The following is a 24,618-nucleotide window of genomic DNA, read 5'->3' on the forward strand; positions in this document are numbered from 1 at the left end:
TGGGAGGCGGTGCCAGGGCGGGGGAGCGCTCCGCCAGAAGCCTCTCCGAAGTGTGCATCACGTCCCGCCAGAAGGCGGCGGCGCGCAGGTTGTTCGCAGCCGTGAGTTCGACGAGGCGGACGCGGCTGATGCGGATGGCGGACTCGCCCAGTTCTTCCACGAGGCGGGTCGCGAACAGGAGCACGTCGTGATCGATTTTCATGACGGCATCAACACGCCGGATCGGCGGTTTGTTCCGCACGTGCGAAGGCGGTTGTTGCAGCACCGCTACATCCCGTCTTCGGTATGCGTGGCGCGCACAACGGACACTCGCCAACCAGGGGCGGTTTGGTGTTTGAATGGTCCGCCGTATCCGCAAGGTTGGCGGGTTTGACGTTTTTGGGTTTTGGAGATTGGATATGCGCAGAAAGCGCGAAGTCGTCGAAGGTCAGATGTTCCGCAAACTGGGTCCCGGCGGTGGCATCTGGCAGGTGATCGCCATCCGCAAGGATGGGTTGGGCACCCAGCACGCCCAACTTCAGCGGTCCGACGACCACAAGACCCTGAAAACCCTGGCGGTTTCCGCCCTTCTTGACCCCACCCAATTTGAAACGGTCGCCGAACCGCAGGATTGAACGGGACGCCGGCGCCGATCCCGCCGGCTTCTTATCAGTGACTCCGTGGGTGTGTTGCCCCTGCCGAAGGCGGGGTGCTTTTGTGTGTCCGGTTTGTTCGTGCTAACCGCAAACATACCCCGAAGGTCATGCTTCCCCTCCAATGGGATTAGGAAGAATTCGGCGAGCGATTGCTTTGTTCTCGAAGGAATATGAAGAGTGCGACGAACGTTCGGGTAATGCAGAAATGCAACATCTCTGTGCATCTTGTCGCAGAGGACTTGTGACGGTGGGTGGTTGCTGATATCTCGAAGTCATGACGTTTCAACCGCCGACGGAATGCGGCGGGCTCGCCCGATGAAGGCTGGAGTCACCAGACACCCGCCCTTCGAACGGTTCGCTTCGACAGCCCCGGCAACGCCGTGCACAAAGGAAAGAATAAAATGACTCTGCGTGGGATTCTGCTCGGAACGGCGCTCGCGGCGATGCTGCCGACCGCCGCCATGGCCGCTACCGAGGGCTTCTACGTCGGCGCGGGCGCCGGCGTGAACTGGACGCGCGACGCCGATCTGCGCTTCGAGAACACCCCGACGGACGCCAGCACCAGCTTCAAGCTGGGCGGCATCGGCGACATCTCCGCCGGCTACGCGACCGCCGCCGGCCCGCGCGCCGAGCTGGAGTTCGCCTGGCGCTGGCGCAACGCGATCGACAGCACCGACAGCTCCAATGCGGCGGTGAACGGTCTGGGTGGCAAGGCCAGTTCGCTCGCCTTCATGGGCAACGTCCTGTACGATATCAACACGGGCACCGCCTTCACGCCCTACATCGGCGTCGGCGCCGGTATCGCCCAGGTCCGTCTGGATCTCGGCGGTTTCGATGACCGCGACTGGGTGTTCGCCTACCAGGGCATCGCCGGCGTGTCCTACGCCCTGAGCCAGAACCTGGCCCTGACGCTGGATTACCGTTACTTCGCAACGCTCGATCCGAAGTTCGATCTGGGCGGCCCCGCCGGCCTCGCCAGCTCCACCGTGAAGGGCGAGTACCAGAACCACACCATCATGGCCGGCCTGCGCTACACCTTCGGCGCTCCGGCGGCGGCCCCCGCGGCGGCCCCCGTCGCTCCGGCGGCTCCGGTCCAGGCGCAGCCGCAGTCGGAGTATCTGGTGTTCTTCGACTGGGACAAGGCCAACATCACGGCGGCGTCCGACAAGATCATCGGCGATGCCGCCGCTTCCGCCGGTCAGGTGCGGGCGGTCAGCATCCACGTGGTCGGCCACACCGACACTTCGGGCTCGCCGGCCTACAACCAGCGGCTCTCGCTGCGCCGCGCCGATGCGGTGAAGAACGCGCTGGTCGGCAAGGGCGTCGCCGCCAACCAGATCACCGTCGAGGGCAAGGGCGAAACCCAGCTCCTGGTGAACACCGGTGCGAACGTCCGCGAACCGTCGAACCGCCGCGCGCAGATCCTCATCCGCGTGCAGTGATCGGGCGGGCCGCCGGTCCCGCTCGGGACCGGCCGGCACGGTCAGGATTGCGAGAAGGGCGCCGCCTCCGCGGCGCCTTTTTCGCATCTGCGGCAGAAGCACGCGCGGCATTGCGGAATCATGCATCAATTGTGGCATGAAACCTCCTGTCGGCGTATGAGGTTCATACCGGAAGCCGCACTTTGGTTTGAGACGACCGAGTCCGGCCCGGTCCCAGCGGATCCTGTCCTAATGGGTCGTCCCCACCAGCCGCCTCCGCCGAAGCAGGGTTGTCATGCAGGTTTTGATCGCCGACGATCACTCCATCGTTCGCAGTGGCCTGACCCATCTGGTCGGGGAGTTGGATGAACAGGCCGGCGTGGCGGCGGCGACCAGCTTCGGCCAGTTGACGCAGCTGCTGGACCAGGGACCCTACGACCTCGTCATCATGGATCTGCGCATGCCGGGCCTCGGTGGCCTGGACGATGTGGAGACGGTGGTGAAACGGGTGGCACCGGTGCCGGTCGTCGTCTTTTCCATGATCGACTCGCCGGACGAGATGCGCGCCGTGCTGTCGCGCGGGGTACGGGCCTTCATCCCGAAATCCACCGACGACGTGCTGGTCGTGAACATCCTGCGGCTGGTCATGGCCGGCGGGTCCTATGTGCCGCCGGTGCTCGGCATGCCGGGCATCGCCCAGGCGCCGGCCGCCGCGAGGGCGCATGAGCCGAGCGTCTTCGACGGCATGACCCGGCGGCAGTTGGAGGTTCTTGACCTGTTGGCTCAAGGACTGTCGAATCAGGAGATCGGGGAACGGCTGGGCCTGAACCTGTCCACCGTCAAGACCCATGTCACGGGTGTGCTGAAGGCGCTGGGCGTGGGCAGCCGGACCCAGGCGGTTCTGCTGGTCAAGGAGTCAGGCCGCGACCGTCTCGTGTAGGCTGCGGACCAAGGGTACCCCCACGGCGAACACCGTTCCGCGCCCCTCGACGGAGCGAAGCTCCAGCGGGTGGCCGAGCAGCCGGGCCAGCCGGTCGACGATGGCCAGCCCGAGCCCGATCCCCTCGCTGCGGTCGCGGTCGGGCCGGTCGAGCTGGACAAACTCTTCGAAAATGCGGCGTCGGTCGGCCTCGGCAATGCCCCGGCCGGTGTCGTAGACCTCGATCCACACGGTGTCGCCGCGGCGCCGGCAGCCCATCAGTACGCCGCCCTGTTCGGTGTAGCGCACCGCGTTGGTCAGCAGGTTGCGCAGAATGCGCTCAAGGAGAAAAGGGTCCGTCCGCACGGACAAATCCGTCGGCACGACGCGCAGCCGCAGCCCTTTGTCCTCGGCGATCCCGGTGAATTCCGCCTCAAGCTGATCGAACAGAGCGAACAAAGCGACATTGGCGGGTTTCGGCTCGACCACGCCGGATTCCAGCTTCGAGATGTCCAGGATGGCGTTCAGCAAATCGTGCATCGACCTCTGGGCGAGCCGCAGATCCTTCACCAACGCCAGGGAGCGTGGCTTGTCGAGCTGCCGTTCCAGCATGCCGGTGAACATGCTGATGGCCTGGAGGGGCTGCTTCAGGTCGTGCCCGGCATGGGCGAGAAATCGCGATTTCGCCAGATGGGCCTGCTCCGCCGCCACCTTGGCGGTGTGCAGCTCGGCGGTGCGGGCGCGCACCTGGGCCTCCAGCGTGACGTTCGTCTGCTCCAACGCCTGGGTCATACGGGTGATGTCCGCGAACTGGTGCTGCACCTGCCGGACCATCGGGCGGAAGATCACCAGCACCTCGGCGCACAGGGTCAGCAGCGTCAAAATCAGGGCGGCGAAGCCCAGATTGTGCAGGGTGGCGAAGCCGCGCTCGCCCGCCTCCTGGTAACGCGCCACCATGTCCTCCAGCCCCGCCAGCAGCGGGCCGAGCGCCTGATGGGTGACGAGGTCGGCCTCGGGCATGGCGGGCGGCAGTCCGGCGGGGCCGGCGGCGATCACGGCGCGGAGCGCGGCGATGTGGCGGAGCACCAGATCGTTCAGCGGCTCCGGCCCGTCGAAATAGAGACGGCGCACGTCCTTGCCCATGGCCGGCCCCTCGTCGGCGCCGGTCAGGCGCCGGTGGGCGCTCTCGAACATGTCGGTCGCCTCGGCAAGCCGGGCGGTCAGGATGCTCCGCTCGGCGTCGGTCGGGGCGTTGCGGAGTTGCTCCGCCAGCAGCGCGGTGCGCTGGGACAGCATGCGCTGGCGTCCCGAGATGTTCACCACCTCCAGCATGTCGGCGTGCTGGTCGATGACGCGTTCGGTCATGAGAAAGCCGGCCAGCGTGCACAGCGCGATCACCCCGAGCGCCAGCCCGTAGCGGAGCGTCATCCAGCGTGCCGTGGTGTTGCCGATGGGGACCATGCCGTCCGTCCTTCCGGTGCGGACCTTGACGACGATCAAGGCCGGGTTGTGCACGAAGGGTCACTGTAGCGCCATCGCCGATGCCCGGCATTCGCGAATGCTGCAAGCGAATGCAGCAAACTCCGGGCAGCGGATCGGGAAGGGGGAGGGCGGCCACCATGGCGATCAGTCGCGCGGATCTGTTCCGGGGACGCTTCCGGTCCGAGCCCGTTTCGTCCGAGGCGCCCCAGGCATTGGAGGCGCGCATTGGCGCGGCGTGCCTGTCCTACACCGGGACCGACTGCCGGATCTGCGGCGACCATTGCGACCGCGGCGCGATCCGCTTCCGCCCGCTTGGGCGCGGCCGCTCGCTGCCGATCATCGAAGCGGGCGGCTGCACCGGTTGCGGCGACTGCGCAGCCGTTTGCCCGGTCAAGGCGGTAACCATGGAGGCGGCGGTCGCCTGAGATTGTGGGCCGAGATTACAGGCAGAATCTGGGAACGCTGTTTCTAAACCCTCTGTTGGTAAGGCGGTTTCATCCCCTGTTTGCCAACGGAGAGACACATGTGGTGGCGCAACGTAACGCTGGTCTACGCCGCGGCCTTTACGGCCATCGGCATACTGGGCTTCATTCCGACCTTCCTGTCCCCGCCCCCGGAAGGCATGACCCTCGCCGTCGAGTCCTTTCACGGCTATCTGCTCGGGCTGTTCCCGGTGAACCTGCTGCACAACATCGTGCATCTCCTGTTCGGCCTGTGGGGCTTCTTTGCCTACTTCTCCAGCCGTCTGGCCTCGCGCAGCTACCTGCGCAGCGTGGCGGTGGCCTACGCCGTCCTGACCGTCCTCGGTTTCATTCCGGGTCTGAATACCCTGTTCGGGCTGGTGCCGCTGCACGGCAACGACATCTGGCTGCACGCCGTCCTCGCCATCGTGGCCGGCTATGTCGGTTTCATGGTGCACGAAACGGAAGTTGGCACGGAGAAGCGCGCCGAGTGGCGGGCGTAACGGCCCGGGGTCCCGGCCGTCAGGCCGGGTCGTCTCCTTCGAAACCGCAGGCGGCGAGCGCCGCGCGCATGTGAGGCGGAACCGGCGCCACCGCGCCGACCGCCTCGCGGGAGGGGTAAAGAGGCAGTGAAATGGCCCGCGATTGCAAATGCAGCGGATGCCCCTCCGGACCGCCATACTGCGGATCGCCCAGAAGCGGGCAGCCCAGCGCCGTGGCGCAATGCACGCGGATCTGGTGCGTGCGCCCGGTGTGCGGCTTCAACTCCAGCCACGTCGTGCCGTCGCCGCGGCCGAGGACCCGGTAGTCGGTGACGGCGCTCTGCCCATCGTCGGCCACGACGATGCGCCAGCCGCCGCTCTTGTTGGTCACCTTTTTCAACGGCAGTTCGATCCGCCCCTGTTCCTGGGGCGGATTGCCGGCGACGACCGCCCAGTAGGTCTTGTCGACCTTGCCGTCCTGGAACAGCTTCCCCAGTTTGCGCAGGGCCTTCGGATGCCTTCCCAAAATCAGGCAGCCCGAGGTGTCGCGGTCCAGTCGGTGGGCCAGGCCCGGTGGCTTTGGAAAGCCGAAGCGCAGGGCGTCGAAGTGGCGTTCCAGGTTCGGACCGCCGCCCGGCCCGGCATGGACGGGCAGGCCGGCGGGCTTGTCGATGATGAGCATGAGCCCATCGCGGTAGAGCACGCGGGCCTGGATTTGTTCGGGTGTCATGCCGGGGTCAGCCTCAGGCGCGTGAAAGGAGAGAACCGCAAGTCACCCCTGCGCCGACACCACCTCGCCGTGGCGGGTGCAGGATGCCTCCGCCAGCGCCACGAAGGCCTCGGCCACGTCGACCGGCTGGGCCAGCTTGGTCTGGTCCTCGCCGGGGAAGGCCTGCATGCGCAGCTTGGTCGCCACGATGCCGGGATCGACCAGATTGACGCGCAGGTTCGACGAAGCGATTTCCATCGCGTAGGTCTTCACCATCATCTCCAGCGCCGCCTTGCTGGCCCCGTACGGGCTCCAGTAGGGGTAGGGCGCGTTCGCGGCGCCCGACGTCACGAAGAGGGCGCGCCCGGCATCGGACGCGCGCAGCAGGCGGTCGAAGGAGCGGATCAGGCGGAAGTTGGCCGTAACGTTCACGTCCATCACGCGCTGCCACAGCTTCGGATCGTAATGGGCGACCGGCCCCAGCGCTTCCAGCACGCCGGCGTTGCTGACCAGGATGTCGAGCTTCCCGAACCGCTCGAAGATCGAATAGCCGAGCTGGTCGATCTTGTCGAACTGCCGCAGGTCCAGCGGGACCAGCGTGGCGTTCCGGCCCGTGGCCTGGAAGATCGCGTCATCGGTCTCCTCAAGGCCGCCGACGGTGCGGGCGGCGAGGATGACGTGGGCGCCTTCGGCGGCGAAGCGCTTGGCGACGGCGGCGCCAATGCCGCGCGAGGCGCCGGTGATGAGGGCGGTGCGGCCGGAAAGACGGGACATGGCGGCGACTCGACGATGTTCGGTAGCGGGATTGGCAAACGGGCCGGTCCGCTGGGTTGCGGCCGGCCCGTCGCGGCGACGGTCAGGCGGTCAGGCGCGGATGCGGACGTTCGCCTCGACCGGCGGGTGGTCCAGCGCGTCGGTCAACGCGATGGGATAGTCGCCGGTGAAACAGGCGTCGCAGAAGGTCAGCTTCTGCGGGTCGCGGCGCTCCGCACCCATGGCGCGGTAGAGACCGTCCAGGGAGATGAAGGCGAGGCTGTCGGCCTGGATGAAGTCGCGCATCTCCTCCACCGACATGCGGTGGGCGAGCAGCTTGCTCTGCTCCGGCGTGTCGATGCCGTAGAAGCAGGGGTGCGAGGTCGGCGGGCTGGAGATGCGCATGTGCACCTCCTTCGCCCCGGCGGCGCGCACCATCTCGACGATCTTCTTGGAGGTCGTGCCGCGCACGATGCTGTCGTCCACCAGCACCACCCGCTTGCCCTCGATCATGGCGCGGTTGGCGTTGTGCTTCAGCTTCACGCCCAGATGGCGGATCTGGTCGGTCGGCTCGATGAAGGTGCGGCCGACATAATGATTGCGGATGATCCCCAGTTCGAAGGGCACGCCGCTCTGCGTTGCGTAGCCGAGGGCCGCCGGAACGCCGCTGTCGGGCACCGGGACCACCACGTCGGCCTCGATCCCCGATTCGCGGGCCAGCTCGGCGCCGATCCGCTGGCGGGCGTTGTAGACGGAGGACCCCTCCATCACGCTGTCGGGCCGCGCGAAGTAGATGTATTCGAAGATGCAGAAGCGGCGGCCCTGCGGCTGGAAGGGGCGCAGGCTCTGCACGCCCTGGTCGTTCAGCACGACCATCTCGCCCGGTTCGACGTCGCGCACATACTCGGCGCCGACGATGTCCAGGGCGCAGGTCTCGCTGGTCACGATGTGGGTGTCGCCCAGCTTGCCGAGGACCAGCGGGCGGACGCCCAGCGGATCGCGCACGCCGATCACCTCGTTCGGGGTCAGCGCCACCAGGGAGAAGGCGCCTTCGACCTGCCGCACCGCCTCGATCAGCCGGTCGACCGGCGAGCCGCCGCGGGCGATGGCCATCAGATGGACGATGGTCTCGGTGTCGGTGGTGGACTGGAACAGGCAGCCGCGGCGGACGAGCTGACGGCGCAGCGTGTGCGCGTTGGTCAGGTTGCCGTTGTGGGCCAGCGCGAAGCCGCCGAACTCGAAATCAGCGTAGAGCGGCTGGACGTTGCGGATCGTCGTATCGCCCGTGGTGGCGTAGCGGACGTGGCCGATGGCCTGCGGGCCCTTCAGCTTGCCGATGATCGCTTCCGACGAGAAGTGATCGCCGACGAGGCCGAGCGTATGCTCCAGATGGAAGCGGTCGCCATCGTGGCTGACGATGCCGCAGGCTTCCTGGCCGCGATGCTGCAGCGCATGCAGGCCGAGCGCGGTGATGGCCCCCGCCTGCGGATGGCTGTGGATGCCGAACACGCCGCACTCCTCGCGCAGCTTGTCGTCGTCGAACGGATGCGTCGTCAGCATCGGAAGATCCTCGTCATACACAGCATCACCAAAGGGCATTGCCCCGGCGGCTCCTTGCCAGCGGGGCGTTACTCACAGGCACTCTGCACCGTGCGGCGTTCAGCGTGCGTTCTGGATCAGTCGCTCAAGGTCGCCGCGGTCCCGGTCCTTATAGCCGGTATCGGATGGCGACGCACCACCGGTCTTCGGCGCGCCGGGAACCGGCGTGGACAGGCGGTCCAGCGCTTCCTTGGCCTCAACCGCCTGCCGCGCGCGCTCCCGCGCCATGTCCATCTGGCCCAGCCCGTCCTTGCGCAGCGAGTCCGGCATCACCTCGTAAATCATGGCGGCGCCGGACACCAGCATCGGCCGGGTCTTGGCGCTCTGCAGCCACGCCGGATGCTCCGCCGGGTTCGGCACCAGCCAGGCGAAGAAGAGATAGGCGACGGAGGCGAGGATTGCACCCTTCAGCAGGCCGAAGACGAAGCCGAGCGAGCGGTCGAGCGCCGACAGGCCGGAATTCTGCACCCCGCGCGACACGACGCGGCCCAGGATTGTCAAAACCACAAGGCTGACGACGAACAGCGCCACCGCCGACGCGGCGTAAGCGGCCATCTCGACGTGGATGTAGGTCTGCGCGATGGGCAGGACGTGGGGCAGGGCGTTCAGCGTGATCAGCGCGGCACCGACCCAGGCGGCGACCGACAGCACCTCGGCCACCATGCCGCGGGTGAAGGCCAGCAGGGCCGCCAGCAGAAGCACCACGATGACGGCGAGATCCGCCGGGTTGATCGGGAAGGTGTCCATAACGCCGCTACGCCTCGTGCGCTTTCGCTTTAGAGTCTTGTCTCAATCCCGGCCGCGCGGCGGTCGGGCCCCCGATCCGGCCTGGAACAGCGGCAGCAATTCGCTGAGCTGCTGCAACTCGACCGATTTCAGGCCGGTGTCACCGCGCCCCGGCTTCTTGCCGTTCCGTCTAGCCGGAAAGATCGCCGTTGAAAACCCCAGCTTCGCGGCTTCCTTCAGCCGGGCATCGCTCTGGCCCACCGCGCGCACCTCGCCCGACAGGCCGATCTCGCCGAAGACCACGGCGTCGGCGGGCACCGGCTCCCCGGTCAGCGAGGAAACCAGCGCCGCGGCGACCGCGAGGTCCGCCGCCGGCTCGGTGATGCGCAGCCCGCCGGCCACGTTGAGATAGACGTCGTTGGCGCCGATCTGCACGCCGCAGCGCGCCTCCAGCACCGCCAGCACCATGGCGAGCCGCGCCGAGTCCCAGCCGACCACCGCGCGCCGCGGCGTGCCGAGCGGGGAGGGGGCGACCAGCGCCTGGACCTCCACCAGCACCGGGCGGGTCCCCTCCATACCGGCGAAGACCGCGGCCCCCGACACGTCGCCGCGCCGTTCCGCCAGGAACAGGGCGGAGGGGTTGGCGACCTCGCCCAGCCCGCCGTCGGTCATCTCGAACACGCCGATCTCGTCCGTCGCGCCGAAGCGGTTCTTCACCGCGCGCAGGATGCGGAACTGGTGGCCGCGCTCGCCCTCGAAATAGAGCACCGTGTCCACCATGTGCTCCAGCACGCGGGGGCCGGCGATGGTGCCTTCCTTGGTGACGTGGCCGACCAGCAGCAGGACGCAGCCGCGCCGCTTGGCGACCCGGATCAACTCCTGAGCGCTCGCCCGGACCTGGGCGACGGTCCCGGGGGCGCTGTCCAGATTGTCCACATACATGGTCTGGATTGAGTCGATGACGACCACCTCCGGCCCGTCGGTGCCGTCCAGCGAGGCGACGATGTCGCGCACGCTGGTCGCCGAGGCGAGCTGGACCGGCGCCGCGGCGCAGCCCAGCCGGACGGCGCGCAGCCGCACCTGATCCACCGCCTCTTCGCCGGAGACGTAGGCGCAGCGGTGTTCCTGCGACAGCCGGGCCATCGCCTGGAGGAGAAGCGTGGATTTGCCGATGCCGGGGTCGCCGCCGATCAGGATCGCCGATCCCGGGACGAGGCCGCCGCCGCAGACGCGGTCGAATTCCTCGATGCGGGTCATGCGGCGCGGCGGCGCCTCGCTGGACCCGGCCAGCCCGACGAAGTCCAGCCGGCGTCCGCGCGCCACGCCCAATCCCTTGGGGGCGGCTTCCGGAGCGGCTTCCTCGACGAGGGTGTTCCATTCGCCGCAGGCGTCGCAGCGACCCGCCCATTTCGGGAAGGACGCGCCGCAAGCCTGGCAGACATAGCGGGTGGTTGGCTTTGCCAAAGGTCTAGCGATTGGTTGGAGCGGCAGCGCCCCACATATAGCAAGCTGACGTTCTAAATCCTATGGCAGAGGTGATAAAAAGCTGGGGCTTTTCTCGGCTGTTCCGGTGGTAGGTTCTGCCCCCGGATTCACGATGAACAACGGATATGAGGTGACACGGTGGCGGACAAGGACGCGCGGAAGATCCCGCTGCACGGCCCTGAGGAGTTCGAGGCGATTCGCAAGGCCGGGCGGCTGGCCGCGGCGACGCTCGACCACATCACGCCCCAGGTGGTGCCGGGGGTCAGCACGGGTCATCTGAACCGCCTGATCGAGACCTTCATGCGGGACAACGGCGCCATCCCCGCGACCCTCGGCTACCATGGCTATCCGGCGGCGAGCTGCATCTCGCCGAACCACGTGGTGAACCATGGCATTCCGTCGGACGACAAAAAGCTGGTCGACGGCGACATCGTGAACATCGACGTGACGGTGATCCTGGACGGCTGGTACGGCGACACCAGCCGCATGTTCTTCGTCGGCGACAAGATCGGCGTGAAAGCGCGCAAGCTGGTGGACATCACCTACAAGGCGATGATGGCCGGCATCGCGCAGGCCAAGCCTGGCAATCATCTGGGCGACATCGGCCACGCCATCCAGACCCTGGCCGAATCCCACCGTTACGGCGTGGTGCGTGACTTCGGCGGGCACGGCATCGGGCGGGTGTTCCACGACGCGCCCCATGTCGACCATTTCGGCAAGCGCGGCACCGGGGTCCTGCTGGTTCCGGGCATGGTCTTCACCATCGAGCCGATGCTCAACGCCGGAAAGGCGGACGTGAAGATCCTGTCGGACGGCTGGACCACCGTCACCCGCGACCGCTCCCTGTCCGCCCAGTTCGAGCATCAGGTCGGCATCACCGAGACGGGCTGCGAGATCTTCACGCAGTCGCCGGCGGGCTTCACCCAGCCGCCCTACGGGACCGTGGCCGGGGCCGTCGCGGCATGAGCGGGGAGCTGAAGCCCTGGACGGTCCTGGAGCGGCGGACCCTGCTCGACGCCGGGCCTTTCCTGAAGGTGCACGCCGAGACCGTCGAGACGCCGGAGGGCCGGCGGGTGGAGAATTTCTATCAGGTCGAGCAGATGGACTTCGTCCAGATGTTCGTCGAGGACGAGGATGGGCGCGTCCTGATGCTGCGCACCTACAAGCATGGCCCACGCCGCGTCAGCCAGACCTTTCCCGCCGGGGCCCTGAACCCCGGCGAGGAGCCGCTGGCCGCGGCGAAGCGGGAGTTGCTGGAGGAAACCGGCTACGCCGCGGAAGACTGGACCGCGCTCGGCTCCTACGTGGTGCAGGGCAACCAGCGCGGCTGCGTCTGCCATATGTTCCACGCCCGCAACGCCCGGAAGGTGGCTGAGGCGGACTCCGGAGACCTGGAGGAGATGCGGTTGGAACTGCTGACCCGCGTTGAGCTGTTTGCCGCGGCGGCAGCGGGCGATTACGCCCTGCTGCCGGTCATCGCCATGCTGGGCGCCGTTCTGCTGCCGGACCTGCGCGACAGCCTCGCGCGGTCGGCGGTGCGTCCGGCGCCCTGACGGTCACCTTCCGTCGGTCGGGCCGGCGAAGAAATGGGCGAGCGCGTCGGCGGCTTCGAGCGACAGCTGGTTGTCGTTCTTGAGGAGCTGCTCGTGGGCGTTCTTGATGGTCTGCACCGTCTCTTCGTTGGTCAGCAGCCCCTTGGCCTGGAGCGTCTCCAGAATCTTGGCGCTCAGCATGAAGCTCGCGAAGGCCAGTCCGTTCGTGGTGATGTCCGCCATGCTCGTCTCTCCGATGGGACGCCGGCCTGTGGTGACCGGCGTTCGTTCTGGCCGACCGTACCGGGCGGCAGGTTAATTTTGCACAAACCGGTGACGGGCTCCGCCGACCGGTCGCGTCAGAGCGCCCGCACCTGCATCTTGATCGGACCTTCGCCCCGGCCATGGACGAACTGGTCCACATAGGGGTTGCCGGACTGGTCGATGTCGTTGGCGTGGCCGGTCCAGATGATCCGGCCCTGGTAGATCATCGCCACACGGTCGGCGATCTTGCGGGCCGAGGCCATGTCGTGAGTGATCGTCACGGCGGTGGCGCCCAGATCCTTCACGCACTTCACGATCAGCTCGTTGATCACGTCCGCCATGATCGGGTCGAGGCCGGTCGTCGGCTCGTCGAAGAAGATGATCTCAGGCTCGTCGGCGATGGCGCGGGCGAGGCCGACGCGCTTCTGCATGCCGCCCGACAGCTCCGACGGGAACAGTTCGCCCACCTCCGGGCCGAGGCCGACCGCGCCCATCTTGGCGATGGCGATGTCCTTGGCCTTGGCGCGCGGCATGTGCTCGCCCTGGATCAGGCCGAAGGCGACGTTTTCCCAGACCTTCAGGCTGTCGAACAGGGCGGCGCCCTGGAACAGCATGCCGAACTTGTGCAGCAGCTTCTCCCGCTCGCGCGGGCGCAGCTTCGTCGTCTCCTCGCCGTCGACGCGGATGGAACCGCTGTCCGGCGACAGCAGGCCGAGGATGCATTTCAGCATGACCGACTTGCCGGTGCCCGATCCGCCGATGACGACCAGCGATTCGCCGCGCCCGACCTCCAGGTCGATGCCGTTCAGCACGACCTTCGGACCGAACGCCTTGTGCACGTTCTTCAGCGCGATCTTCGGCGGATGAGCGGGGGAAACCTGCGACATGGACTCGCTCATTGGTCTGCGCTCACTTCGTCGAGAAGAAGATGCCGGTGATGAGGTAGTTCCACACCAGGATCAGGATGGAGGCCGAGACCACCGCGTTGGTCGTCGCAGCACCCACGCCCTGAGCGCCGCCGCGCGAGTGGTAGCCGTGGTAGCAGCCCATCAGCGACACCATGAAGCCGAACACCGCCGCCTTGACGAGGCCGGAGATCACGTCGACCGGCTCCAGGAACTCCCAGGTCCGTCCGATGTAGGAGGCCGGGTTGAAGTCCAGCCGGTAGACGCCGACCAGGAAGCCGCCGAACACGCCGATGATGTCCGCCACCAGCACCAGCAGCGGCAGCATGGCCAGCCCGGCGATCAGGCGCGGCGCCACCAGATATTTGAAGGGGTTGGTCGACAGGGTCGACAACGCGTCGATCTGCTCGGTCACGCGCATGGTGCCGATCTCGGCGGCCATGGCGGCGCCGATGCGTCCGGCGACCATCAGGCCGCCCAGCACCGGCCCCAGTTCGCGCGTCACCGACAGGGCGACCACCGTGGCGATGGCGCCCTCCGCCTGGAAGCGGGAAAAGCCGGAATAGCTCTGCAGCGCCAGCACCATGCCGGTGAACAGCGCGGTCAACCCGACCACCGGCAGCGAATAGTAGCCGATGTCGATCATCTGGCGCAGGATCTGCCGCGGGTAGAACGGCGGACGCACGCAGTGCGACAGGGCGGCGCCGGTGAACATGGCGAGCTTTCCGGTGGCTTCCAGAAAGATCAGGAAGGCCCGTCCGGTGGCGGCAAGGAAACCCATCAAGCGACCTCAGGCGGCGGCGGGTCGCGGTAGACCCTGTGGTAACGCGCGCCCAGCGAGGTCAGGATCTCGTAGCCGATGGTTCCGCCCTCGCTCGCCACGGTGTCCACCGGGCGGTTCGGGCCGATCAGCTCCACCAGCCCGCCGGGCGTCACCGCCTCGTCGGGAAGGTGGCTGACATCCACCGTCACCAGATCCATCGAAACACGCCCAACCACCGGAGCGGCCACGCCGTTGACGAAGACATGGCCGCGCCCGCTGAGCGAGCGCAGATATCCGTCGGCATAACCCACTGCGATGGTTGCGATTTTTCCTCTCGCCGCAACGCGGTGCGTGGCACCGTAGCCAACGGTCATAGGGCTGTCAACGTTGCGCACCTGAAGCAGCCGGGCGTCGAGCCGGATGGTGTCCCGCATCGGGTTCGCTGCGGCAGGCGTCGGGTTGACGCCGTAGAGCGCGCAGCCGGGCCGCACGAGGTCGAAATGGAAAGCCGATCCGTGGAAGATGCCGGAGGAATTGGCGAAGCTTGCCTCGGCCGCGGGCAGCCGGCCGACCGTCGAGCGGAAGCGCCCGAGCTGCTGGCTGTTCATCACCGAGTCTTCGTCGGCGCAGGCGAGGTGGGTCATCCAGACCCGGACGTCCACCCCATCCAGCCGGGAAAGGTCGCCGACCAGAGTGTCCAGCTCGTCCGGACCGAGCCCGAGTCGGTTCATGCCGGTGTCGATGTGGACGACGGCGGGCAGGGCTGTTCCCTGCGCCCTGGCGTGGGCCTGCCACGCGGCGATGTCGCCCAGATGGTTGAGCACCGGCAGGATGCGGTGGGCCGTGAAATCCGGCGCGGTGCCGGCGGGCAGGCCGCCCAGCGACAGCACGCGGACGTCCGGCGGCGCCACGGCGCGCACGGCCAAGGCCTCCTCGAACTGGGCGACCACGAAGGTCCGGCAGCCGGCGGCGGCGAGCGCCGGGACGACGCGCTCTACCCCCAGGCCATAGGCGTTCGCCTTGACCACGGCGGCGCACTCGGCGGGCGCCACCCGGTCGCGGAGCTGTGTCCAGTTGGCGACCACCGCGCCGAGGTCGATGGTCAGAACGGCGCCGGCGCGGGCCAGCGGATCACTCTGTGGGGCCGAAGTCATGGGTCGTGTCGAGGTCGCCGAATCTGGTGAACTGTCCGTCGAAGAACATGCGGACGCTGCCGATCGGGCCGTGGCGCTGCTTGGCGATGATCGCCTCCGCGGTGTTGTGCACCTCGGCGTAGCGCTTCTGCCAGTTGGCATAGCGGTCGTTGTACTTGTCCTCCGTCTCCTCCGGCCGGCGGGCCGGCTCGGCGCGCTCAAGATAGTACTGTTCGCGGTAAACGAACATCACCACGTCGGCGTCCTGCTCGATGGAGCCCGATTCGCGCAGGTCGGCGAGCTGCGGCCGTTTGTCCTCGCGCATTTCCACCGCGCGGCTGAGCTGGGACAGTGCCAGCACCGGCACCTCCAGCTCCTTGGCGATGGCCTTCAGGCCGCGGGTGATCTCCGAGATTTCCTGCACGCGGTTCTCGTTGCCCTTGGTCGAGCCGCCGCGCAGCAGCTGGAGATAGTCCACCACCACCATGCCCAGACCGTGCGTGCGCTTCAGCCGGCGGCAGCGGGTGCGCACCGCCGCGATGGTCAGGGCCGGCGTGTCGTCCACGAAGAAGGGGACACGGCTGAGTTCCTGGCTGGCCGCCACGAATTTGGGGAAGTCGCTGTCCTTGATCTCGCCGCGGCGGATCTTGTCGCCCGACACCTCGGCCTCGCCGGCAAGGATACGGGTGGCGAGCTGCTCGGCCGACATTTCCAACGAGAAAAAGCCGACCGGCGCGCCCTCGCCGCCGTTGGTGCGCATGTGCGCCTTGGCGGCGTTGAAGGCGATGTTGGTGGCCAGCGCCGTCTTGCCCATGGAGGGGCGCCCGGCGAGGATGATGAGGTCCGACGGGTGAAGGCCGCCCAGCTTGCGGTCCATGTCGCGCAGGCCGGTGGTCACGCCGGTGACGTGGCTGGACCGCCGGAAGGCCGTCTCCGCCGTGGCGATGGCCGCCTTCAGCGACTCGGAGAAGGCGACGAAGCCGCCGCGCACGTCGCCGGTCGAGGCGAGGTCGAACAGCTGCTTCTCCGCCGTCTCGATCTGGTCCATGGCGTCGATGTCGAGGTCGTGCTGATACGCCTCGTTCACCATGTCCGTGCCGACCTCGATCAACTGCCGGCGCAGGAAGAGGTCGTGGATCGTCTTGCCGTAATCGCCCGCGTTGACCACCGTCACGACGTTGGCCGCCAACTGCGCCAGATAACCGGCGCCGCCGTCCGGCGCCAGTTCGACGTCGTTGTCGAAATAGGCCTTCAGCGTCACCGGATTGGCGATCTGGCCACGCTCAACCATCTTGGCGATGGCCGAGAAGATGCGCTGGTGGGCCGGGTCGTAGAAGTGCTCGGCGCGCAGGAACTCGCCGACCTTCTCATACGCCTTGTTGTTCACCAGGATGGCGCCGAGCAGCGCCTGTTCCGCCTCCTCGTTGTGCGGCGGCGTGCGGTATTCCGCCGTCGGCTTCGCGGCACCGGCACGGGACAGCCCGCCGTCGAGGGGGCGCGGCTCGAAAAGCTGGGTGGTCTTGTCATCCATGGCGGCACTTTAGCAAAGGGCGGGACGCAAAGCTGTGCGATCGGGTTAAGGATACCCACATTCCTGTGAGTAACTTCTGTCCACAACCGGTGAGAGCTGGGGATAAGCCGAAAATCGGCAATTCTGTCAATCCGTTGATCCTGGTTCAAACCTGTGGGCCGATGCGGCTCGGACGATCCCGGTCAAGCGCTGTTGGACCCGACGTTACGACCCGTCCGCAAGGGTGGCGGCACGGCTTCGGCCAAGGCCGCTTCCGTGCGATGCATGTAGTCCCGAACGAGCGGTACGGCGCCCAGCGAGCGGGCGAGCTGCATCTGGAAAACCATGTGCCCCTGGTAGCGGAAGCTGATTTCGGCCCCCGCCAGATAGAACTCCCACATCCGGCAGAAGCGCTCGTCGTACATCGCGCGGGCGTCCTCCCGCCGGGCCGCGAACCGCTCCCGCCAGTGGCGCAGCGTCTCGGCGTAGTGAAGACGCAGAATTTCGACGTCGGTGTTCCACAGGCCGGCCTTCTCCACCGCCGGGATCACCTCAGACAGGGCGGGAGAGTAGCCACCGGGGAAGATGTATTTGCGGAACCAAGGGTTGGTGGAGCCCGGGCCATCCGATCGGCCGATCGAATGCAGCAGGGCCACCCCGTTCTCCGCCAGAAGGTTGCGCAGCTTGGCGAAGAAGGCCGGATAATGTGGCGCGCCGACATGCTCGAACATGCCGACCGAGACGATGCGGTCGAATCGTCCCTCCATCTGTCGATAGTCGCGCAGCTCGAAGCGGACCTGACCGGCCAGCCCGGCTTGGGCCGCCCGTTCACGCGCCACGGCGAGCTGTTCGGTGGACAGGGTGATGCCGGTGACCAGGACGCCGGTCATGCGGGCGAGATAGAGCGCCATGCCGCCCCAGCCGCAGCCGATGTCCAACACCCGCATGCCCGGCTGAAGCAGCAGCTTCGCCGCGATGTGCCGTTTCTTGGCTTCCTGCGCCTCATCTAGCCCGCAGTCCGGAGTGGGGAAGTAAGCGCAGGAATATTGCAGATCGCGGTCGAGAAACAGTTCGAAGAAGGCCCGTGACAGATCGTAGTGATGGGCGACGTTGCGCCGCGACCGCCGCAGGGGATTGCTCTGCTGGATGAGCCGCAGCGCGGGGGAAAGGGCTTCCCGCAAATTGCCCAGAACGCCCTGGACATTGTCCGTTCCGGCGCTCAGCAGCGCCAGGAAATCATAGACGGAGCCACCCTCGATGGTCAGGCGGCCGTCCATGTAGGCTTCGCCGAAGCGCAGCCGCGGATTCACCACGAGGTCGCGGTGAAGCGCCTTGTCATGCAGACGCAGCGTGAGCGACGGGGTGCCGGCCCCCACCCGGTGTCTCCGTCCGTCGGCACCGACGATGTCCAGGGCGCCGGCGGTCAAGGCCGGGCTGAGCAGGCGGGCAAGCAGCATGGCGCATCTCCGCATCCGTCGAACACGACTCGGTCTGGATCCTTCGCCGCAAGCGAATCACCAAAAAGGAGAGTCGGGGTTTGGAGCGAAGAGAGGCAACCCGCCGGACGGGGCAGAGGAAGGGGCGTCCGGCGCATCCGGATGGGGAAGCACCGCATGGTGCGGAGCGCGGAAAACGGAAAAGCCGCCTCGCCCCTTCAGGGGCGGGCGGCTTCCGGACGAGCGGACTGGTCTCGTTGAGCGGGCGATCAGCCCTCCTCGGAAACCTCGGCCTCGGCGGCCTCGGGGACCTCCTCGATCTCGTCCTCGTCGTCGCGCAGGTCGGCCGCGGTGACCATGCCGCCGCGGGAACGCTGCAGTTCGGCCTCTTCCTGCGAGCGGGCGACGTTCACCGTGACGGAGACGCTCACCTCGGGGTGCAGGACGACGCGCAGCTTGAACAGGCCCAGCGTCTTGATCGGGGTCTCGATCGACACCTGCTTGCGGTCGACCTTGTAGCCGGCGGCGTCAAGGGCGTCCGCGACGTCGCGCGGGGTCACCGAACCGTACAGCACGCCGGTTTCGCCGGCCTGACGGATCACGACGACCGTCACGTCGCTCATCTTGGTGGCAACCTGCTCGGCGTCCTTGCGGCGCTCCAGGTTGACGGCCTCCAGGTGGGCCTTCTGCTTCTCGAAGAACGCCATGTTCGCCTTGGTGGCGCGCATGGCCTTCTTCTGCGGCAGCAGATAGTTTCGGGCGAAGCCGGGACGCACCTTAACGACCTGGCCCATCTGGCCGAGCTTCTCGACCCGCTCCAGCAGAATAACTTCCATCACTCGTCCTCCTGATCGGGGCCGGCGGGCCGGAGACGGCGACGCAGCCCAATCCATTGCTCGATCATGCCAAGACCGACCATCAGCACGATCGGCCAACCGAAAAGAAACAGGAACATGTAGAACCCGACGAGGATCGGCAGCTTGGCCGATCGGCTTCGGGCGAACACATGCACCACCGAAAGCCCTGCAAAGGCGAATGGCAAGGCCAGGATCAGCGCGGCGTTGACCGCAAGGAACCCGACCGGGTCCGACGCCAGCGAGGCCGCCACCATGGCCAGTAGGAACGCGGTGGCGAGCCACCGTGGCAGTTCCAGCTCGTCCAGCCGCATGGCGGGGCGCCGGTTGCGGCCGAACCGCATCAGGACGCCCTGAGCCAGGGCTCCGTTGACGATCGTCATGACGAGCCATGAGATCACCGCGAAGCCAGGCAACACCTCGGCCATCCAGATGTCCTGCGGGTCCGGAGCCTGATGGCCCTGCGCGGAGAACATCTGGTCCGCCATGCGGCCCAGCGTTTCCCGCACCGCGCCCTCCAGCCCGCCGGGCTGATCGAGCGTCAGAACCGCGGCGCCCAGAAGGCCCGCCAGTCCCATTCCGGTCAGCGCCATCAGGAGCCGACCCGGAGGATACCATTCAACACTCCCGTCGGGAGCCGCCCGCGCAAGCAGCGCCTGCCGCACCACCAGTATGACCGGGACAGCCGCGGTCACCAGATAGGCGAGAGACACAAGGATGCTGGACGATACCGCCAGGACCGCCACCGTTCCCACCGCACCGGCGAGAAGGGAGGCGGTGGAACCGAGCCACAGTCCCGCGAGGAACAGCGGCAGCGGTGCCAGATAGCCCAGGATCAGCGCCCCGAACCCGCCGAACAGGACGGCGAGGTAGAAGAACGCGCTGACCACGCCGACACCGATGGCAGCCGCCAGAGGGGCGGCCAGGGGCGAGGCCATGGGATTGCCTTTGCCTGTTGTCCGCTTCGGTCCTTACTTCACCACGTAGGGAAGCAGGGCCAGGAAACGGGCGCGCTTGATGGCGCGGGCGAGTTCGCGCTGCTTCTTCGCGGAAACCGCGGTGATGCGGCTCGGCACGATCTTGCCACGCTCGGAGATGAAGCGGGACAGGAGCTTGACGTCCTTGTAGTCGATCGCCGGGGCGTTCGCGCCCGAGAACGGGCAGGTCTTGCGGCGGCGGAAGAACGGACGGCGGGGACCGCCACCGGTGCGGGCCGGAGCGCCCGAGGTCTGCTTGTCGGACATTTAGGCGTTCTCCCCTTCGGCAACGGTGGGCTCCTGGCGGCGCGGCGGGCGCGGGCCACGATCCTCGAAGCGGCGCGGGCCGCGGTCGCCGCGATCGCCGCGGTCACCACGCTCGCCGCGGCTCTGCATCATCACCGACGGGTTGGCGTCCAGCGCATCGACGCGGACGGTCATGAAGCGCAGCACGTCCTCGTTGATGCCCATGTTGCGCTCCATCTCGAGGACGGCGGCGGCGGGGGCGTCAAGGTTGAACAGGGTGTAGTGACCCTTGCGGTTCTTCTTGATCTTGTAGGTGAGCGTCTTCAGACCCCAGTATTCGGTCTTGGCGACCTGGCCGCCGTTGTCGCGAATGATCTGGGCGAACTGCTCGCCGAGCTGTTCGGCCTGGGCGGCCGAAATGTCCTGGCGCGCGATCAGCACGCACTCGTAAAGAGCCATTGTACTCCCCATGGCTGTTCATGGTCCGGCGCTGCGCCCCATCCCCAATGGACAGGATCAGCCGCCCGGGCCTAGCCGACGGCACGCGAGCCACCGGCAAGGAGTTATGAAGCGGCGCAGTATGCACAAAAGCCCTATCCGGACAAGCGGAAACACGGGCCGGGCGACGATTCCCGCGCCCCTGCCTTTGATGTGCCTTGGAATGGCCCTTTTCTCCGTTCGCCTTTGCATCGCAGCAATGAAAAAAAGCCGGAAAAGCAACAGAAAGGCGCCAATTCCATCCCGTCAACGTTGAGCATCGCTTGACTTGCCCGAAAGGCCGGGTATGACTGTCGCCGAATTCAACGGCGGTGCCGCGGGTGGCGCGCCTTTTTACTAGGGTTCCCAGACAGCATGACCAGGGCGTTCGTCTTTCCGGGCCAGGGCAGCCAAGCCGTCGGCATGGGCCGTGAGCTGGCCGAGGCGTTCGAGGTCGCGCGGCTCACCTTTGAAGAGGTGGACGACGCGCTGAACCAGCGCCTGTCCCGCCTGATGTTCGAAGGCCCCGAGGCCGACCTGACGCTGACCGAGAACGCCCAGCCGGCCCTGATGGCCGTCAGCGTCGCCGTTCTGCGGGTGCTGAAGGACCAGGGCGGGCTCGACCTGACCAAGCACGCGGCCTTCGTCGCCGGCCATTCGCTCGGCGAATATTCGGCTTTGTGCGCGGCCGGCGCCTTCACGCTGGCCGACACCGCGCGCCTGCTGAAGCTGCGCGGCCAGGCCATGCAGAAGGCCGTGCCGGTCGGGCAGGGCGCCATGGCGGCCCTGCTGGGCGCCGAGTTGGAGCAGGCCCAGGCCATCGCCGCCGACGCCGCCAAGACCCCCGCGGGCCAGACCGAGGTCTGCACCGTCGCCAACGACAACTCGTCGGGGCAGGTGGTGATCTCCGGCCACGCCGAGGCCATCGAGCGCGCCATCGTGATCGCGGCGGAGCGCGGGCTGAAGCGCACCGTGCGCCTGCCGGTCAGCGCGCCCTTCCATTGCCCGCTGATGCAGCCCGCCGCCGACGCCATGGCCGAGGCCCTGGCCAACGTGACGATCGGCGCGCCGGCGGTTCCGGTGGTCGCCAACGTGACCGCGTCGGCCGTGTCGGACCCCAACGAGATCCGCCGCCTTCTCGTGGAGCAGGTGACCGGCATGGTTCGCTGGCGCGAAAGCGTGCTCTATATGAAGGAGCAGGGCGTCGACACGCTGGTCGAACTCGGCTCCGGCAAGGTGCTGTCGGGTCTCGCCAAGCGCATCGACAAGGAATTGGCCGGCACCTCCGTTCAGGGCCCGGCCGACGTCGAATCGTTCCTGAAGACCCTGTGAGGCATTCCATGTTCGACCTGACCGGAAAGAAGGCGCTGGTCACCGGCGCCTCGGGTGGCATCGGGGCGCAGATCGCCCGCTCGCTGCACGCGCAGGGCGCCACGGTCGCCCTGTCCGGCACCCGCGTCGCCCCGCTGGAGGCGCTCGCCGCCGAGCTGGGCGAGCGCGCCCTTGTGGTGCCCGGCAACCTCGCCGACGCCGCCGGGACCGAGCAGCTCGCCAAGGACGCGGAGGCCGCCCTCGGCCAGATCGACATCCTGGTGAACAACGCCGGCCTGACCCGCGACCAGCTGGCCATGCGCATGAAGGACGACGACTGGCAGTCGGTGCTGGACGTCAACCTGACCGCCGCCTTCCGCCTGTCGCGCGCCGTTCTGCGCGGCATGATGAAGCGCCGCTGGGGCCGCATCATCGGCATCACCTCGATCGTCGGGGTCACCGGCAACCCCGGCCAGGCCAACTACGCCGCCTCGAAGGCCGGCATGATCGGCATGTCGAAGTCGCTGGCCGCGGAGGTCGCGTCGCGCGGCATCACCGTGAACTGCGTCGCGCCGGGCTTCATCACCACGGCGATGACCGACGCCTTGAATTCCGAGCAGAAGGACAAGCTGCTCACCGCCATTCCTTCCGGCCGCATGGGCGAGCCGGGGGAAATCGCCGCCGGAGTCGTGTACCTGGCGAGCGATGAGGCCGCCTATGTCACCGGCCAGACGCTGCACATCAACGGCGGCATGGCCATGATCTGAGGCGGATTCGCTGCCTGAACCACAGGTTCGGACCAGCTCCCGCGGGCGCTGGTCAAGGCTGTAAAAATGTGTTATCGGACGGGGCTTTTTGTGGCAGGAAGGCACGCAGCCGCGTGTTGAACCGGCCGAATTCGCCCGAGCGGTCTCAAGGATTGGAAGGTCTAAAAAAATGAGCGATGTCGCCGAGCGCGTTAAGAAGATCGTTGTGGACCACCTCGGGGTCGAGGAGTCGAAGGTGACGGAGAACGCCTCCTTCATCGACGATCTCGGCGCCGACAGCCTCGACACCGTCGAGCTGGTTATGGCTTTCGAGGAAGAGTTCGGCTGCGAGATTCCGGACGACGCCGCCGAGAAGATTCTGACGGTGAAGGACGCCATCGACTTCATCAAGGCGAACGCCGCCGCCTGATCAGGCGCTGGCGCAAGAGGGCCAGGCAGCTTTTCAAAGTGGCCTGGCCGTCGCTGAGTTTTCCGAGGAAAGGTCAAGGAATACCCCATGAGACGTGTCGTCGTTACCGGCCTTGGTCTGGTCACGCCGCTCGGTGTCGGCCACAAGCTCAACTGGGAGCGTTTGACCGCCAGCCAATCGGGCATCCGCGCCATCACGGGTTTTGACGCCTCCGATCTGGCCTCGAAAGTTGCCGGGCAGGTTCCGCGCGGGGATGGCGACGGGTTGTTCAACCCCGATGCCTTCGTTCCGCCGAAGGACCAGCGGAAGATGGATGATTTCATCATCTTCGCCATCGCCGCCGCCCACGAAGCGATCAAGGATTCCGGCTGGGTTCCCCAGACCGAGGAGGAGCGCGAACTCACCGGTGTCATGGTGGGCTCGGGCATCGGCGGTCTGCCGGGCATCGCCGAGGGTGCCGTCACCCTGGCCGAGAAGGGCCCGCGCCGCATCTCCCCCTTCTTCATTCCGGCCTGCCTCATCAATCTGGCGTCCGGCCACATCTCCATCCAGCACGGCTTCAAGGGTCCGAACCACGCGGTGGTCACGGCCTGCTCGACCGGCGCGCACGCCATCGGCGACGCCTCGCGCCTGATCATGCTGGGTGACGCGGACGTGATGGTCGCCGGCGGTACCGAAGCGGCGGTGAGCCGCCTGGGCGTCGGCGGTTTCGCCGCCATGCGCGCCCTGTCCACGAATTTCAACGACACGCCGGAAAAGGCGTCGCGCCCCTACGACAAGGACCGCGACGGCTTCGTGATCGGCGAGGGCGCCGGTGTCGTCGTCCTCGAAGAGTTGGAGCACGCCAAGAAGCGCGGCGCCCACATCTACGCCGAAGTGGTCGGCTATGGCATGTCGGGCGACGCCTACCACATCTCCGCCCCGGCGGAAGATGGCAACGGCGGCTTCCGCGCCATGCGCAACGCGCTGAAGCGGGCTGGGCTGGAGCCGTCGGACATCGACTACGTCAACGCGCACGGCACCTCGACGCCGCTGGGCGACGAGATCGAGCTCGGCGCGGTGAAGCGCCTGTTCGGCGCGGCGATGGACAACGTCGCCATGTCCTCCACCAAGTCGGCCATCGGCCATCTGCTGGGGGCCGCCGGTGCGGTCGAGGCGATCTACTCGATCAAGGCGATCAACCACAGCCTGGTTCCGCCGACGCTGAACCTCGAGAATCCCTCGGAGAGCTGCCTCGGCGTCAACCTCGTTCCGAAGGTCGCGCAGGAGCGCCGCGTGCGGGCCGCGCTGTCGAACTCGTTCGGCTTCGGCGGCACCAACGCCTCCCTGGTCTTCAAGGAATTCGCCTGAGCGGCGAAGCGT

28 protein-coding genes are annotated in these 24,618 nt (G+C 67.3%); 11 read left to right on the forward strand and 17 right to left on the reverse strand.

Features of this window, described 5'->3' with window-relative positions; translation table 11 throughout:
• Positions 1-202 (reverse strand): hypothetical protein (locus tag GBZ26_RS00510; protein ID WP_174437113.1); only part of this gene is annotated, 202 nt, incomplete at its 3' end.
• A gap of 196 nt (positions 203-398) precedes the next feature.
• On the opposite strand from GBZ26_RS00510, the gene GBZ26_RS00515 reads away from it, so the two are divergent.
• The 3 genes from GBZ26_RS00515 (at position 399) to GBZ26_RS00525 (ending at position 2,996) form a co-directional block, all read left to right on the forward strand.
• Positions 399-614 carry a hypothetical protein gene (locus tag GBZ26_RS00515; protein ID WP_035673571.1) on the forward strand — a complete coding sequence of 72 codons (216 nt, stop codon included), beginning with the start codon at positions 399-401 and terminating at the stop codon, positions 612-614.
• A gap of 422 nt (positions 615-1,036) precedes the next feature.
• Complete coding sequence (locus GBZ26_RS00520; RefSeq protein ID WP_174437114.1) at positions 1,037-2,077, forward strand: OmpA family protein; 1,041 nt, start codon at positions 1,037-1,039, stop codon at positions 2,075-2,077.
• 274 nt (positions 2,078-2,351) lie between these two features.
• Positions 2,352-2,996, forward strand: a complete 645-nt coding sequence (locus GBZ26_RS00525) for a response regulator transcription factor (RefSeq protein ID WP_174437115.1) — start codon at positions 2,352-2,354, stop codon at positions 2,994-2,996.
• Here GBZ26_RS00525 and GBZ26_RS00530 read toward each other — a convergent pair.
• Positions 2,973-4,490, reverse strand: coding sequence for an ATP-binding protein (locus tag GBZ26_RS00530; protein ID WP_343207199.1), 1,518 nt, complete (start codon positions 4,488-4,490; stop codon positions 2,973-2,975). The two genes, GBZ26_RS00525 and GBZ26_RS00530, sit on opposite strands and share 24 nt — an antisense overlap.
• Before the next feature lie 104 nt (positions 4,491-4,594).
• Here GBZ26_RS00530 and GBZ26_RS00535 point away from each other — a divergent pair, with 104 nt between their 5' ends.
• Both GBZ26_RS00535 and GBZ26_RS00540 read left to right on the forward strand, forming a co-directional pair.
• Positions 4,595-4,882: a 4Fe-4S dicluster domain-containing protein gene (locus GBZ26_RS00535; protein WP_174437116.1), complete on the forward strand. Its 288-nt coding sequence runs from the start codon at positions 4,595-4,597 to the stop codon at positions 4,880-4,882.
• A 98-nt stretch (positions 4,883-4,980) separates the two neighbouring features.
• Positions 4,981-5,421: a DUF4383 domain-containing protein gene (locus GBZ26_RS00540; RefSeq protein ID WP_035673579.1), complete on the forward strand. Its 441-nt coding sequence runs from the start codon at positions 4,981-4,983 to the stop codon at positions 5,419-5,421.
• Between the two features lie 19 nt (positions 5,422-5,440).
• Here the strand turns inward: GBZ26_RS00540 and GBZ26_RS00545 are convergent, their stop codons facing one another.
• The 5 genes from GBZ26_RS00545 to radA form a co-directional block, all read right to left on the reverse strand.
• Entirely contained in the window at positions 5,441-6,130 is a 690-nt protein-coding gene (locus tag GBZ26_RS00545; RefSeq protein ID WP_174437117.1) for an RluA family pseudouridine synthase, read from the reverse strand.
• A 42-nt stretch (positions 6,131-6,172) separates the two neighbouring features.
• A complete protein-coding gene (locus tag GBZ26_RS00550) occupies positions 6,173-6,883 on the reverse strand; it encodes an SDR family NAD(P)-dependent oxidoreductase (protein ID WP_174437118.1) in 711 nt (236 codons plus the stop codon).
• Between the two features lie 90 nt (positions 6,884-6,973).
• Entirely contained in the window at positions 6,974-8,422 is a 1,449-nt protein-coding gene (gene purF / locus GBZ26_RS00555; protein WP_174437119.1) for an amidophosphoribosyltransferase, read from the reverse strand.
• A gap of 99 nt (positions 8,423-8,521) precedes the next feature.
• On the reverse strand, positions 8,522-9,208 hold the full coding sequence (locus tag GBZ26_RS00560) for a CvpA family protein (RefSeq protein WP_174437120.1): 687 nt from the start codon (positions 9,206-9,208) through the stop codon (positions 8,522-8,524).
• Positions 9,209-9,250: 42 nt separating this feature from the next.
• A complete protein-coding gene (gene radA / locus GBZ26_RS00565; protein ID WP_137114545.1) occupies positions 9,251-10,651 on the reverse strand; it encodes a DNA repair protein RadA in 1,401 nt (466 codons plus the stop codon).
• A 159-nt stretch (positions 10,652-10,810) separates the two neighbouring features.
• Between radA and map the strand changes: the two genes are divergently transcribed.
• Both map and GBZ26_RS00575 read left to right on the forward strand, forming a co-directional pair.
• Positions 10,811-11,638 (forward strand): type I methionyl aminopeptidase, encoded by an 828-nt coding sequence (map, locus tag GBZ26_RS00570; RefSeq protein ID WP_174437121.1) that lies wholly within the window; start codon positions 10,811-10,813, stop codon positions 11,636-11,638.
• Positions 11,635-12,225 (forward strand): NUDIX hydrolase, encoded by a 591-nt coding sequence (locus tag GBZ26_RS00575; protein ID WP_174437122.1) that lies wholly within the window; start codon positions 11,635-11,637, stop codon positions 12,223-12,225. Before map ends, GBZ26_RS00575 begins: the two co-directional genes overlap by 4 nt.
• 3 nt (positions 12,226-12,228) lie before the next feature.
• Here GBZ26_RS00575 and GBZ26_RS00580 read toward each other — a convergent pair whose 3' ends face one another.
• From GBZ26_RS00580 to rpsF, 10 genes are all read right to left on the reverse strand, one after another.
• Positions 12,229-12,447, reverse strand: a complete 219-nt coding sequence (locus GBZ26_RS00580; RefSeq protein WP_174437123.1) for a hypothetical protein — start codon at positions 12,445-12,447, stop codon at positions 12,229-12,231.
• Positions 12,448-12,563: 116 nt separating this feature from the next.
• Complete coding sequence (locus tag GBZ26_RS00585) at positions 12,564-13,355, reverse strand: ABC transporter ATP-binding protein (protein WP_247884742.1); 792 nt, start codon at positions 13,353-13,355, stop codon at positions 12,564-12,566.
• 22 nt (positions 13,356-13,377) lie between these two features.
• Complete coding sequence (locus tag GBZ26_RS00590; RefSeq protein ID WP_014240372.1) at positions 13,378-14,154, reverse strand: MlaE family ABC transporter permease; 777 nt, start codon at positions 14,152-14,154, stop codon at positions 13,378-13,380.
• A complete protein-coding gene (alr, locus tag GBZ26_RS00595; protein WP_174437125.1) occupies positions 14,154-15,290 on the reverse strand; it encodes an alanine racemase in 1,137 nt (378 codons plus the stop codon). Before alr ends, GBZ26_RS00590 begins: the two co-directional genes overlap by 1 nt.
• Positions 15,268-16,800 (reverse strand): replicative DNA helicase, encoded by a 1,533-nt coding sequence (locus tag GBZ26_RS00600; protein ID WP_174437126.1) that lies wholly within the window; start codon positions 16,798-16,800, stop codon positions 15,268-15,270. Before GBZ26_RS00600 ends, alr begins: the two co-directional genes overlap by 23 nt.
• A gap of 182 nt (positions 16,801-16,982) precedes the next feature.
• Positions 16,983-18,236, reverse strand: coding sequence for an SAM-dependent methyltransferase (locus GBZ26_RS00605; protein ID WP_174437127.1), 1,254 nt, complete (start codon positions 18,234-18,236; stop codon positions 16,983-16,985).
• 248 nt (positions 18,237-18,484) lie between these two features.
• A complete protein-coding gene (gene rplI, locus GBZ26_RS00610; protein ID WP_174437128.1) occupies positions 18,485-19,051 on the reverse strand; it encodes a 50S ribosomal protein L9 in 567 nt (188 codons plus the stop codon).
• The gene (locus GBZ26_RS00615) at positions 19,051-20,007 is read right to left on the reverse strand and encodes a DUF2232 domain-containing protein (RefSeq protein WP_174437129.1); all 957 of its coding nucleotides are present in this window, start codon (positions 20,005-20,007) and stop codon (positions 19,051-19,053) included. Before GBZ26_RS00615 ends, rplI begins: the two co-directional genes overlap by 1 nt.
• Before the next feature lie 33 nt (positions 20,008-20,040).
• Entirely contained in the window at positions 20,041-20,313 is a 273-nt protein-coding gene (gene rpsR / locus GBZ26_RS00620) for a 30S ribosomal protein S18 (protein WP_014240379.1), read from the reverse strand.
• A complete protein-coding gene (gene rpsF / locus GBZ26_RS00625) occupies positions 20,314-20,751 on the reverse strand; it encodes a 30S ribosomal protein S6 (RefSeq protein WP_014240380.1) in 438 nt (145 codons plus the stop codon).
• Positions 20,752-21,144: 393 nt separating this feature from the next.
• Here rpsF and fabD point away from each other — a divergent pair, with 393 nt between their 5' ends.
• From fabD to fabF, 4 genes are all read left to right on the forward strand, one after another.
• Entirely contained in the window at positions 21,145-22,101 is a 957-nt protein-coding gene (fabD, locus tag GBZ26_RS00630; protein ID WP_174437130.1) for an ACP S-malonyltransferase, read from the forward strand.
• Positions 22,102-22,109: 8 nt separating this feature from the next.
• A complete protein-coding gene (gene fabG / locus GBZ26_RS00635; protein WP_174437131.1) occupies positions 22,110-22,847 on the forward strand; it encodes a 3-oxoacyl-[acyl-carrier-protein] reductase in 738 nt (245 codons plus the stop codon).
• 169 nt (positions 22,848-23,016) lie between these two features.
• On the forward strand, positions 23,017-23,256 hold the full coding sequence (locus tag GBZ26_RS00640) for an acyl carrier protein (RefSeq protein WP_014240383.1): 240 nt from the start codon (positions 23,017-23,019) through the stop codon (positions 23,254-23,256).
• An 87-nt stretch (positions 23,257-23,343) separates the two neighbouring features.
• On the forward strand, positions 23,344-24,606 hold the full coding sequence (gene fabF, locus GBZ26_RS00645; protein WP_174437132.1) for a beta-ketoacyl-ACP synthase II: 1,263 nt from the start codon (positions 23,344-23,346) through the stop codon (positions 24,604-24,606).
• Positions 24,607-24,618: the final 12 nt, after the last annotated feature.

The sequence above is a fragment of the Azospirillum formosense genome (assembly GCF_013340925.1).
Taxonomy (GTDB): Bacteria; Pseudomonadota; Alphaproteobacteria; order Azospirillales; family Azospirillaceae; genus Azospirillum; species Azospirillum formosense.

Coding starts and splice junctions, on each gene's coding strand:
- fabD (WP_174437130.1), top strand. CDS start 21,145: ATGACCAGGGCGTTCGTCTTTCCGGGCCAGGGCAGCCAAGCCGTCGGC.
- GBZ26_RS00545 (WP_174437117.1), bottom strand. CDS start 6,130: ATGACACCCGAACAAATCCAGGCCCGCGTGCTCTACCGCGATGGGCTC.
- GBZ26_RS00575 (WP_174437122.1), top strand. CDS start 11,635: ATGAGCGGGGAGCTGAAGCCCTGGACGGTCCTGGAGCGGCGGACCCTG.
- GBZ26_RS00580 (WP_174437123.1), bottom strand. CDS start 12,447: ATGGCGGACATCACCACGAACGGACTGGCCTTCGCGAGCTTCATGCTG.
- alr (WP_174437125.1), bottom strand. CDS start 15,290: ATGACTTCGGCCCCACAGAGTGATCCGCTGGCCCGCGCCGGCGCCGTT.
- GBZ26_RS00515 (WP_035673571.1), top strand. CDS start 399: ATGCGCAGAAAGCGCGAAGTCGTCGAAGGTCAGATGTTCCGCAAACTG.
- fabF (WP_174437132.1), top strand. CDS start 23,344: ATGAGACGTGTCGTCGTTACCGGCCTTGGTCTGGTCACGCCGCTCGGT.
- GBZ26_RS00535 (WP_174437116.1), top strand. CDS start 4,595: ATGGCGATCAGTCGCGCGGATCTGTTCCGGGGACGCTTCCGGTCCGAG.
- fabG (WP_174437131.1), top strand. CDS start 22,110: ATGTTCGACCTGACCGGAAAGAAGGCGCTGGTCACCGGCGCCTCGGGT.
- rplI (WP_174437128.1), bottom strand. CDS start 19,051: ATGGAAGTTATTCTGCTGGAGCGGGTCGAGAAGCTCGGCCAGATGGGC.
- purF (WP_174437119.1), bottom strand. CDS start 8,422: ATGCTGACGACGCATCCGTTCGACGACGACAAGCTGCGCGAGGAGTGC.
- GBZ26_RS00585 (WP_247884742.1), bottom strand. CDS start 13,355: ATGTCGCAGGTTTCCCCCGCTCATCCGCCGAAGATCGCGCTGAAGAAC.
- GBZ26_RS00600 (WP_174437126.1), bottom strand. CDS start 16,800: ATGGATGACAAGACCACCCAGCTTTTCGAGCCGCGCCCCCTCGACGGC.
- GBZ26_RS00605 (WP_174437127.1), bottom strand. CDS start 18,236: ATGCTGCTTGCCCGCCTGCTCAGCCCGGCCTTGACCGCCGGCGCCCTG.
- rpsF (WP_014240380.1), bottom strand. CDS start 20,751: ATGGCTCTTTACGAGTGCGTGCTGATCGCGCGCCAGGACATTTCGGCC.
- rpsR (WP_014240379.1), bottom strand. CDS start 20,313: ATGTCCGACAAGCAGACCTCGGGCGCTCCGGCCCGCACCGGTGGCGGT.
- GBZ26_RS00560 (WP_174437120.1), bottom strand. CDS start 9,208: ATGGACACCTTCCCGATCAACCCGGCGGATCTCGCCGTCATCGTGGTG.
- GBZ26_RS00615 (WP_174437129.1), bottom strand. CDS start 20,007: ATGGCCTCGCCCCTGGCCGCCCCTCTGGCGGCTGCCATCGGTGTCGGC.
- GBZ26_RS00550 (WP_174437118.1), bottom strand. CDS start 6,883: ATGTCCCGTCTTTCCGGCCGCACCGCCCTCATCACCGGCGCCTCGCGC.
- GBZ26_RS00590 (WP_014240372.1), bottom strand. CDS start 14,154: ATGGGTTTCCTTGCCGCCACCGGACGGGCCTTCCTGATCTTTCTGGAA.
- GBZ26_RS00520 (WP_174437114.1), top strand. CDS start 1,037: ATGACTCTGCGTGGGATTCTGCTCGGAACGGCGCTCGCGGCGATGCTG.
- GBZ26_RS00525 (WP_174437115.1), top strand. CDS start 2,352: ATGCAGGTTTTGATCGCCGACGATCACTCCATCGTTCGCAGTGGCCTG.
- GBZ26_RS00540 (WP_035673579.1), top strand. CDS start 4,981: ATGTGGTGGCGCAACGTAACGCTGGTCTACGCCGCGGCCTTTACGGCC.
- GBZ26_RS00640 (WP_014240383.1), top strand. CDS start 23,017: ATGAGCGATGTCGCCGAGCGCGTTAAGAAGATCGTTGTGGACCACCTC.